The sequence below is a fragment of the Fictibacillus phosphorivorans genome (genome assembly GCF_001619875.1).
Lineage (GTDB): Bacteria > Bacillota > Bacilli > Bacillales > Fictibacillaceae > Fictibacillus > Fictibacillus phosphorivorans_B.
Genome location: NZ_LRFC01000011.1, coordinates 21,655 through 31,633 on the forward strand (window position 1 = coordinate 21,655; position 9,979 = coordinate 31,633).

Here is a 9,979-nt window from a genome sequence, read left to right on the forward strand (position 1 = left end):
AACAATGCCTGTTATAGCGGTCAAGGGCGGATTCTTTTAATTAAATTTTCCCACAATTCTCTATGAAAATCATTCCATAAATCTGTTCGTTTATTTGGACTGAATTGAACACCTTCATACGCTTTTGCCAGGATTCTCATGTCTTTCGTATCAAGCTCCCGGTCCACATAAAGAGCGTACTCCCTGAGTGTAAAGGCAGGTCTTCTTTTTATTCCATATACGCGTAATAACCAGAGCAAACGTTCAAATGCATCTTCAAATGTTTCAGAGCCCTGCTTGCGTTTAAAATGCCATATCGTGTACTGTCGAAGCCATTTTCTTCGGAATAAGAATGCTAGTCCAGCGATTAAAACATTTACTCCTGCTAAAATCGCTATCCCCATTCCTGCTGATTTTAAAGTCAAACCAGAGTTAGAATCCTTATTAGAAGCAGCATCGTCTGGAGCTAGATCCTTTTCAGGCTTTTTAGGCTGATCAGGAACAGCTGCAGCTGGAGCAGAGCTTTGACGATCTTCTTCTGGCTGGAACGGGTTATCGAATCCGCGTGTCGGCTCGAACGGAACCCATCCTATTCCGGAAAAATACACCTCTACCCAAGAGTGGGCGTTAGCGTTTGTAACGGTATATTCGCGAAGACCATCATTTAATGCCTCAAATGTACCTGGTGTAAACCCTTTTACCCATCGTGCCGGAATGCCAATTGAACGTAGCATGACGACCATGGATGTTGAGAAGTTATCACAATAGCCTTTTTTTGTCTCAAAAAGAAACTGATCGACGTAGTCTTCCTTACCCTTTGGCACCGCTACTTCAATCGTGTTATAACCATATGCATTTTTTGCAAAATACCCTTCGACCGTTTTCACTTTATCGTAGATGTTCGGTTGATTGGCTGTTACATTTTGGGCAAGATCTTTAACCCTTTGCGGCAGTGATTCTGGCAGCTGCAAGTAATTTTCGGTTATGTGACCAGGATATTGATTGGTTGAAGCTCTTAGCTGTTCTTCCTTAATTACGGGCAGCTGATACTCCATCTCATAAGCAGAAAGCTTTTCTTCTTTTCCTGCTCGAAACGTAGAGATCTTACCACTGACACCATTTAGCTGAAAGTTCGTTTCTGAACCTCCCTTAATGCTCTTCAGCTTACCGGGAATCATCAGAAAGGAATATTCTTTACCTTTTTCAGCTTCAATTCGTGCTTTATGGTCCTTCATTTGCAGCCCGTCTTCCCAGATTCTTGTATAATTTGTATCTGCATCAGGAATTTCGGGTTCCACAGCTACAGCCTGAGTGGGTATCTTATTCTCCCACCCTTTTCCGGTGTAGAATTCTTTCGTTTCAATTCTCCAATAGTGCCTGCCATTATCATACGTTTTAAAAATAGGCGTATAGTCAAATTGAAATGGACCTCCGAGCTGGCTGTCATTTTCTCCATAACCAATTTTAGCGATTCCTGAACCTTTTCCTAGTCCCTCTTCATCCTCTTTACCAGACATGTTCTGAATGAACGGAACAGGATCCGGCCAGATCGGTGACGCTTTTGGTGCCACATATCCTAAAACGGATGACAGAGCGATGACTCCTGAAAGTGGTGCGACCCAAAGAATCGGAAACTTTCCTTTCAAAAGGGAAAAGCCCTGCGTTTCAATGATCTTCATCATTCGTAAGATCCCAATTAGAATCAAGCCGATAAACACGGTACGGATGATCGCGAATTTTGCGTCATATACGGTAAATGTATCCAGGATGGAAATATAGATTACGGTAATTAAGAAGAACAAAAAGATGCGGCGCGTTTGGACGAGCCAATAATGCATCAAATAACTCACGAGCCACAGCAGAACAAAAAATAACAAACTGCGGGTCAGTGACGTCATATCGTTCCAGTTCCGATCTGCAAAAAGCCCCAAGTTGTATTGAATATCCTCAATTAAATACGGAACCCACTTAAAGGATAAAAATACATCAAAAAAGTAAAGAGAATGAAGCGCGTATAACAGGGCGCCCAATTTCACGGGAAAAGAAATCCAGAATGGAAGCTGAAAATACGTCACAATAAACAAAAACAACGTGTACATTACAAAGATTTGGATATCATTCGTTGTTGTAATTTCTTTAAGCGGTCTCAACCATTCCCATAAAAGAAGAAATCCTAATCCGTAAAGCACCAAAACATGCAGAGTTGAAGCTTGCTGCTGATTAGATTGAGGCATACATGCCACCTGCCTTCAGCGATTCGTTAAAGTCAGACCCTATGATTGGCGTTACTGGCACACCAAACTGCCTGATTCTTGAAATATACGTGAGGTCTTGGCCCTTAAGCTTCTGATCAAGCGCCAAATAAAAGAAAATGACGTTCGTTTGCTGTCTGGCAGCTAAGAGTTCCAACGTTTTCATCGTGTACTCGGAAAGGTTTGGCGAAATGATGAGAGCCGTTTTCCCTTCCATATGTCCTACCATGTATTCCTGCTTTAGACGCTCTTCAAAATGATCCGTCACATTTGCTTTCACTTTAGCAAGCTCGTGAAAAATCCTCCACTCTTGTTCAACCCCAATGTTCATCGGGATTTCTTTTCCTTGTAAAGGATGATATCCGATTGAACCGCCTTTTGAGATCGAGTAATGGACAAGAGACGCAGCAAGCGATACACCTCGCTCAAACAGCCAGTCGTTCGTTTCATAACTTTTCTCACAATGGTCTAAAACGATCACAAAATCATCATTCCGCTGCTGCTCGAACACTTTTGTCAATAACTTATTCGATCTTGCACTTGCCTTCCAATGCAGCCAGTTCATTCTGTCGCCCGCTACATAATCGCGAACACTTACAGTAGACGTATAATCTGTAAACGAACGCTTACCAACCTTTTTCATGCCGGTTTGAAGCATCTTGCCCGTTTCCCACCGCTCAATGTCTTGATATTGAGGATACACAAAGATTTGATCTTTAACGGATACCGTTGTGCTTTTTAAAACAAAGCCAAAGATATCACCTGTACTGACTTGAATCTCGTCAAATTTAAACAACCCGCGTGGAGCAGGATTAATCGTATACGAATATTCCAGATGTTTTCGGAACAACGGAAACATCAGGATTCGAGATTGAATCTGATGCGTATTGCCTTCATATCGTGTTTCACGAAGCAAAACCTCTGGCAGAACATCTTCTAATACAACATAAAAGAGCGGAAAATTGCTGCGCCGTTTGACGACGATTGTCACTTCCACTTCTTCTCCTGCCATCAGCTTGCTTTTTGAAATAAAGCGCTCAATTTTCAGCCTCTGTATGGGATAGAACGCCATTGTAATGGAATATAGAACGAGAGGAAGAACGCTGTAAAATAGGAACCAGCTTACGAATCCTCCCTGAAACATGGCAAAAGAAAACGTAACAAGCAGTAAAAAAATAATCCCTGAAAACCCAATCGGTGTTTTATAACGCTCCCAAATTTTTTTGAGAAATGCTTTCATTATGCGTGTTGTTCCTTATGGATTGGTGCAGGAACGCGTGCCAACAGATCTTTGATCACTTCTTGGGCGGTCATACCTTCAAAACGGGCTTCAGGTTTTAAAAGCACACGGTGTACAAGGACAAACGGTGCTAAATATTTCACATCATCAGGGATGACAAAGTCGCGGTTCATGAGCAGTGCAAACGCCTGGGCTGCTTTTAATAAAGCGAGTGATCCACGCGGACTTACGCCTAGGGCAATTGATTTGTGGTTACGCGTGCGGTTGATGAGATCGACGATATATCGCTTGATCGAATCCGATACGTATATTTTTTTGACCGCTGTCTTCAATTCCGAGATTTCTTCCGGTGAGATGGCTGGTTTAAGAAGATGAATCGGATGTTCGTTTCCAATTACGTTCAATACATTAAACTCTTCTTCTGGTGTCGGATACCCCATCGTAAGCTTCATTAAGAATCGGTCAAGCTGCGCTTCAGGAAGCGGATACGTTCCTTCATATTCAATCGGATTTTGTGTAGCCATTACTAAAAACGGGTCTGGCAAGATATGGGTTTGACCATCGACGGTCATGCTCATTTCTTCCATAGATTCTAAAAGTGCAGACTGAGTCTTAGGCGATGTACGGTTGATCTCATCCGCTAAAATCACGTTTCCGACCAACGGACCCGGTCTGAATTCAAAGCTCATATCTTTTTGGTTGTATATCGAAACCCCCGTCATGTCTGACGGCAATAGGTCAGGTGTAAACTGAATACGGTTAAATGTAAGCCCAAGAGATTTTGCGATGGAACGAACCATCATTGTCTTCCCAACTCCTGGCACATCTTCAAGTAATACATGGCCCCCTGCTAATAACGAAACAAGTGTTAACTCTGTAACCTGTTTTTTACCTACCATAACTTTTTCTACGTTTGCGATTACTTCTCTAAGCTGAGGATGATATTCGTATGTCTTTTCATTTCTAGCGTTCATGATAGACTCCCCTCTAACATTTCTGTCTCTCTATTAGATATATTTATTCTTCCTTTAGTAATTCGCATCACAGAAGTGGTATTCCTTGTTTTTTTACAAAAAAAGAGAATTTTCGAGGTGGTAATCTTTATGCTTAATTTTTTTTAGGATGTTTGGGAGAAATCTTGTGCTTAACTCTTTAAAAATAGGTAGCCTCTTTTCGCTATTTATGTGATAAAAGCTTATGCTTGTCCAACGTAATTTCATATATTAATTGGTATAAGGGGCCACTTATAATTCGCTTATAAGAAGGGAGGGATTCAAATGCCAATTACTCCTCCAGAAGGGTTTCTTGAAGGTTTGCTTTGTCAGGTAGGCGTACTTTTGCTCTACATCCTACTAACTCTTGCAATTGTTGTTGCTCAATTATTCGGAATCAGCGCAGTGCAAATCGACGCTGCAAGAGATGCACTTTCTAATGCATGCGCCGTTTAATTTTTGCTTACTAAGTGAACGCAGCTAGAAGATGAAGTTATTTCGTCTTCTAGCTTTTTTATGATTAAGAAACAAGGTGGTAATATAAATGAATGAAATAAACAAGGAAATTGATGGAGAGAATCCAATCTTACAAAACGGGCAAGAGCAATCGATAAATCATATAAGCCAATCACTTAATAAGGTTGATCTGAATTCCATGATGCAGCTGGCAACGACTCTCTTAAAAAACGAAACATTGATGAGTTCAGTTACAAATAAAATGAAGCAAAATGCTATAGCAAATGATTTAGCAGAAAAGCCTACACCAAAAACATCTCCAACTGTTTTAGAGAAAATTTCTACTGAACTTACCAGAATTAATGAACAGTTAAATACAATTAATCGAGAACTTTTAGAATTAAAGAAACTTGTACAGACGGAAAAGAGACTATCCAAGTTTCAAAAGTTCTTATCCATTTTTAAAGGCTAATTAGAATGAGGTCATTCACTGTTTAAAAGCAGTTGAATGACCTCGTTCATTTGTATGGCATATTCTTTGTCGTTATTTCATGAAACCTGTAGATATTTCTCGGGAAATGGAGAATGAAAAAGGAAGTAATGAGGCAGATGCTGAAAAAAATGTATCGCCCTGCGATACATCTATACATTGTATGTAAGCACCGAATCTACTTACGAAATAAGGAAAGTAGAACCTCCCACACGTTTTTTGAGTTTGTTCTTTGTATCGCTTCTTCTAACCGTTTATTAAAATCATTTTGGTGCCGCCATTCTTTGTTTTGATCTTCTCTTAAGTATTGAATCTCTTGCTGTAAACGCTCACTTTTCTCTTTTTCTTGTTCAAGTAATGTTTCGTATTGTTCTTTCTGTTGATTGGTCAATCTCTCAATCTTTGCATTCGTTTTTTGCGCTGCGTTCCCAACGTTAGCACTGATTGCGTGATGATCTTGTTGAAGTCTTGAAACCGTGACTTTAAGCTCTGACATATCGCTTGTAAGTTGGAGATTCATCTCTCGTGTGGCCGCTAATTCATTAGCTAGAACCATTAACACTTCTCTTAATTGGTTAGGGTCTTGTGGAAGAGATTCATATGTATCGGGTAGCGATACGTCCGTTTCAAACGTTTCTTTCAGCCTTTCTTGCTGCTGATCTACGATATCTTTAGCTGTATCGTCTAAAGGTTTATCTGTATCGCGTAGCGCTACGAGCGATTCAATATCAGATTGTACGAAGATTCGGCGATCTCCATCCTTTAAAAACTCGTATCCGTTTCGTTCTAAGATTTGGCCATATTTTCGCACTGTCGGTGTAGCAATTCCTACTTCTTCTGCAACTTCCTTGGAGGAGAAAGCTCGTTCATTCGGCTGTATATCACGTCGCATATCGGGCCTCCTTAATTATCATCATCTATTTGCAAGCTGTATCGCCTGGCGATACAACGTATAAGATTGCTTTGCTCACTATATAAATTCGAAGTGAACCATAGCGATACGTCTATGATACATAGAGTTCTTCATTTTTATCTCGAACCCTTCCCGAACGAACTCAAAATCACAAAATAGATTTTCATACCCAAAAAATAGTTATTTTCTTAAGGATAAGAGACAGATATAATGGATAGTAGAAATTCCCTTTGAGTGCACGAAATACACTTTTAGTATAGCTGTGTAATAACTATTTAAAGAAAGAGGTCATAATGTGAATTCAACGTATACATCTATAGAATCGACTAAAACAAAAACACTAGTCATCAACGCTCTTTTCGTGGCATTGACTCTTGTTGCAACGATGTTCATCAACATAAAGCTTCCGATCGCAGGAAACGGCGGTCTTATCCACTTAGGAAACATCCCTCTATTCGTAGCAGCTTTCGTCTTCGGTAGAAGAACAGGTGCTATCGCTGGGGCATTCGGGATGGGATTATTCGATCTACTATCCGGCTGGACGATTTGGGCTCCGTTCACGTTCATCATCGTAGGCGCTATGGGTTATGTAGCGGGCGTTATATCGGAAAAAGTACCGGGTAAACGTGTGATCGTCTATTCCCTAGCAGTTGTCGTGGCTATGCTCATTAAAGTGGTAGGTTACTATTTTGCGGAAGTTGTGCTTTACAGCAACTGGATTCAGCCGTTCGGATCGATTCCAGGAAACGTTCTGCAAGTTGGTTTTGCTGGACTTATCGTAGTTCCACTTGTAGCACGTATTAAGAAAAGAATACTTTAAATGAACAGAACCCTGTATCGTATCGGTTTAGCCGCTATGCGATATGGGGTTGTTTTTTTGAGAGAGACTTTGAACCAACAAAAAATTCATCGTCACACTTCACTCCTTCCGAATGTTAGAATAAAGAATACTTCCATGTTAGACATATAGAGAGTGTCGACTTAAAACCACTTAGGAGTGTATAAAAGCATGAACAAAAAAGATATTGCTCAGATACGAAAGCAGTTCAAAAAAGAAAACGATCTATTGAAAATCTCCAGCATCTTTAATGTGTATATAACGAAAGAATCAAGCGAAATCTACCATCACGTAAGTCAGCCTTTTGAGTTGCTAGATGCAGAGCAACAAGAGCTCTTTTTGAATAATTTTAAAAAATTACTTGGTGGAAACCTGGATGAAAAGCTCTTTGAACTTAAATTTAAGAGGGATGCAGAAAACAACAGCCAGCTCATTCTTCATCAAGGGCTACTTGCAAGCGATACAGAAGACTGGAAAGAGCGAATGCTTCAAATGGTAGAAAAAATGCTCTTAAACCGTCAATACGAAAAAGATATTGTGATTACCTTCATTAAGGGAGAATACTATAAGCCGACGAAGCGCAAAAACGATGAGGCGGAGATTAGCGAACGAGATGCCGTCTACTCTTTCCCCTTTATTTTGTGCAGCATCAACAATACACAAGAACCGAAGAAAGAACTGCTCTTTGACTATGTGGAAAAAGAGTTCAAGTACAACTTTGTGGTCGATCCCGTTATTAATCTGAACACGCCGATCGGAGGATTCCTCTTTCCTTGTTTTAGTGATAATGCCGCAGATGTGAACCACATCTTATATTCAGCAGGTAAAGTGCATGAGCCTGATTATGAATTCATCGTGGACGTTTTAAATGGCGAAGAAATCATGACGGCAAAAGACGATAAGATCGTGTTTGAAGAAATCATTAAAGACGTGACGCGAGATCAATTAAACACATCTACCCTTTCCAATGTGTATGAAGAGATCAATCGAATGATTGAAGAGAACGAAGAGGAAGAACATCCACGATTAGATTCTAAGGACGTGGAGCGCGTTTTAAAAGCGAGCGGTGTTGAAGATATCAGTGTAGAGAAAGTAGAAACAGCTTTCCAAAAAGTGATTGATGATGATAAATATGAAATTAAAGCGAGCAGTGTTGTACCAAAATACAATACGAAATCTATTAAGATCGACACAAAGGTTGCTAAGATTTCAATTAGTCCCCAAGATTTAAGGTACGTGAAACAAGTGCACCTTAGCGGTAAACGGTATCTTATGATTGAAGTGGAGGAAGATACGGTGATTGAAGGGTTTACGATGATTCCGGAGGCATTTGGGGAGAAGGTAGAGAAATAGCATTACAAAAAATCGAAAAAGCTTCTCACGAGTTGTTTAAACTGTGAGAAGCCTTTTTAATTTTAAGCCATTGTATATCGTTCGAAATCATTCTCTCTACTTATATTATACTACTATTTGTAAAATATTTATAGACTACACTTTTCAATGTAACTGCCCTAAACTGTTATATACAAGTCTAATAATAAGAGGTGTGTCGGTATGAATGACAAAAAAGAAGTCTTAGATCAAGGTCCTTTCTTTCATGGTACGAAAGCAGAACTGAAAATTGGAGATCTTTTAGAACCTCAACATTTATCTAATTACCAAGACAAAAAATCGAACTATATTTATTTCACTGCAACATTAGATGCGGCTAAATGGGGTGCTGAATTAGCTTCATCAAAATCAAAAGAAAGAATTTATATTGTAGAGCCTACAGGTGATTTTGAAAATGATCCGAACTTGACGGATAAAAAATTTCCTGGAAACCCAACTCGTTCTTATAGATCTAAATCCCCTTTGAAAATAATTGCTGAATTAGGTTCATGGGAAAGACATTCAGAAGACGAAATAAATCATATGCTTACTTCATTGAAGAAATTACGTGAACAAGGTAAAGCCATCATATACGATTAATTTTTCATACAAAAAAGCCTCTCTTAAACTCCTACGTTTAAGAGAGGCTTTAAAGATCCAGTTAAAACTTTTGGTATGGTTACTCAATCAAACCCTACAAAGGGCTTTAGCTTTATTACGCGTCATCAAACGTTTTCTAGTTGATGGAAATGAATTATTCAGTTAGTTTTTCATTTAAAATTAGTATGTTTCTCCCAATTTAATCAACTATTTTAAATCATATTCCCATAAACCCAGCTTCCCTTTTGCTGGTATAAAATTGTTTAACATTTCCTTATTGGAAACTTCCCAAACATAGTTCCCTACTCTAAAATCCCCTAAAAAATAATCATTACCTGAGACTATGCGTCCGTCCTCCAATACTGCATATCCCTGGGCGTCTTCTGTTACCTTTATACAATTAATTAGGTTACATACACCAATAATCATACCTTTAGGAAGATTCTCTTTGTTGAATCCATGTTTACTAAGAAGGCGCTGAATATTTTCATTATTTAAAACGCTGTTATCTGCCTTTTTACTTGTATGGATGGCTAAAGAACCACGATAGTTCGTTTTCCATGTCCTTGTCTCATATTGAGCTTCATTTAATATGAAAAGGTTGGCCCAAGGTTGAATCATTGAAAGCACCTTCATTTGAGAAATGCTCCTTTTAAAAAAATTTCAACAGTTTGTTATTTGATGCGCTAATTTTATCCCGCTGCATTAGTTTTTATACATTATCAACATAAAAACACAAAAAGACTACCTCCAATTTAGGAAGTAGTCTTCTGCAAAAAATGGTACTTCGATGTAAAGTGCCTTGGAGGCAGATTACATCATGCCGCCCATCTATCATTCAAAAACCG

At 39.2% G+C, this 9,979-nt stretch carries 10 protein-coding genes; 5 read left to right on the plus strand and 5 right to left on the minus strand.

Going from position 1 to position 9,979, the window contains the following annotated elements; all coding sequences use genetic code 11:
* Positions 1 to 20: 20 nt before the first annotated feature.
* From AWM68_RS07975 to AWM68_RS07985, 3 genes are read right to left on the minus strand one after another with little or no spacing between them, the layout of a single operon-like run.
* Complete coding sequence (locus AWM68_RS07975) at positions 21 to 2,213, minus strand: DUF4129 domain-containing transglutaminase family protein (protein ID WP_066239667.1); 2,193 nt, start codon at positions 2,211 to 2,213, stop codon at positions 21 to 23.
* A complete protein-coding gene (locus tag AWM68_RS07980) occupies positions 2,200 to 3,471 on the minus strand; it encodes a DUF58 domain-containing protein (RefSeq protein ID WP_066239670.1) in 1,272 nt (423 codons plus the stop codon). Before AWM68_RS07980 ends, AWM68_RS07975 begins: the two co-directional genes overlap by 14 nt.
* On the minus strand, positions 3,471 to 4,445 hold the full coding sequence (locus AWM68_RS07985) for an AAA family ATPase (RefSeq protein ID WP_066239673.1): 975 nt from the start codon (positions 4,443 to 4,445) through the stop codon (positions 3,471 to 3,473). Before AWM68_RS07985 ends, AWM68_RS07980 begins: the two co-directional genes overlap by 1 nt.
* Before the next feature lie 303 nt (positions 4,446 to 4,748).
* Between AWM68_RS07985 and AWM68_RS21340 the strand changes: the two genes are divergently transcribed.
* Positions 4,749 to 4,919 (plus strand): hypothetical protein, encoded by a 171-nt coding sequence (locus AWM68_RS21340; protein WP_156488342.1) that lies wholly within the window; start codon positions 4,749 to 4,751, stop codon positions 4,917 to 4,919.
* Positions 4,920 to 5,007: 88 nt separating this feature from the next.
* A complete protein-coding gene (locus AWM68_RS07990) occupies positions 5,008 to 5,391 on the plus strand; it encodes a hypothetical protein (protein ID WP_066239676.1) in 384 nt (127 codons plus the stop codon).
* A gap of 196 nt (positions 5,392 to 5,587) precedes the next feature.
* On the opposite strand, the gene AWM68_RS07995 is transcribed toward AWM68_RS07990, so the two are convergent.
* Positions 5,588 to 6,301, minus strand: coding sequence for a hypothetical protein (locus AWM68_RS07995; protein ID WP_066239678.1), 714 nt, complete (start codon positions 6,299 to 6,301; stop codon positions 5,588 to 5,590).
* 316 nt (positions 6,302 to 6,617) lie between these two features.
* Between AWM68_RS07995 and AWM68_RS08000 the strand changes: the two genes are divergently transcribed.
* The 3 genes from AWM68_RS08000 (at position 6,618) to arr (ending at position 9,131) form a co-directional block, all read left to right on the plus strand.
* Positions 6,618 to 7,142 carry an ECF transporter S component gene (locus tag AWM68_RS08000; protein WP_066239679.1) on the plus strand — a complete coding sequence of 175 codons (525 nt, stop codon included), beginning with the start codon at positions 6,618 to 6,620 and terminating at the stop codon, positions 7,140 to 7,142.
* 189 nt (positions 7,143 to 7,331) lie between these two features.
* Positions 7,332 to 8,513: a DUF4317 domain-containing protein gene (locus AWM68_RS08005; protein WP_066239682.1), complete on the plus strand. Its 1,182-nt coding sequence runs from the start codon at positions 7,332 to 7,334 to the stop codon at positions 8,511 to 8,513.
* Between the two features lie 201 nt (positions 8,514 to 8,714).
* Positions 8,715 to 9,131, plus strand: coding sequence for an NAD(+)--rifampin ADP-ribosyltransferase (gene arr / locus AWM68_RS08010; RefSeq protein ID WP_066239685.1), 417 nt, complete (start codon positions 8,715 to 8,717; stop codon positions 9,129 to 9,131).
* A gap of 207 nt (positions 9,132 to 9,338) precedes the next feature.
* Here the strand turns inward: arr and AWM68_RS08015 are convergent, their stop codons facing one another.
* The gene (locus AWM68_RS08015) at positions 9,339 to 9,767 is read right to left on the minus strand and encodes an ASCH domain-containing protein (RefSeq protein ID WP_066239687.1); all 429 of its coding nucleotides are present in this window, start codon (positions 9,765 to 9,767) and stop codon (positions 9,339 to 9,341) included.
* Positions 9,768 to 9,979 lie beyond the last annotated feature (212 nt).

Coding starts and splice junctions, on each gene's coding strand:
- AWM68_RS08005 (WP_066239682.1), top strand. CDS start 7,332: ATGAACAAAAAAGATATTGCTCAGATACGAAAGCAGTTCAAAAAAGAA.
- AWM68_RS07980 (WP_066239670.1), bottom strand. CDS start 3,471: ATGAAAGCATTTCTCAAAAAAATTTGGGAGCGTTATAAAACACCGATT.
- AWM68_RS21340 (WP_156488342.1), top strand. CDS start 4,749: ATGCCAATTACTCCTCCAGAAGGGTTTCTTGAAGGTTTGCTTTGTCAG.
- AWM68_RS07995 (WP_066239678.1), bottom strand. CDS start 6,301: ATGCGACGTGATATACAGCCGAATGAACGAGCTTTCTCCTCCAAGGAA.
- arr (WP_066239685.1), top strand. CDS start 8,715: ATGAATGACAAAAAAGAAGTCTTAGATCAAGGTCCTTTCTTTCATGGT.
- AWM68_RS07975 (WP_066239667.1), bottom strand. CDS start 2,213: ATGCCTCAATCTAATCAGCAGCAAGCTTCAACTCTGCATGTTTTGGTG.
- AWM68_RS07985 (WP_066239673.1), bottom strand. CDS start 4,445: ATGAACGCTAGAAATGAAAAGACATACGAATATCATCCTCAGCTTAGA.
- AWM68_RS08015 (WP_066239687.1), bottom strand. CDS start 9,767: ATGAAGGTGCTTTCAATGATTCAACCTTGGGCCAACCTTTTCATATTA.
- AWM68_RS07990 (WP_066239676.1), top strand. CDS start 5,008: ATGAATGAAATAAACAAGGAAATTGATGGAGAGAATCCAATCTTACAA.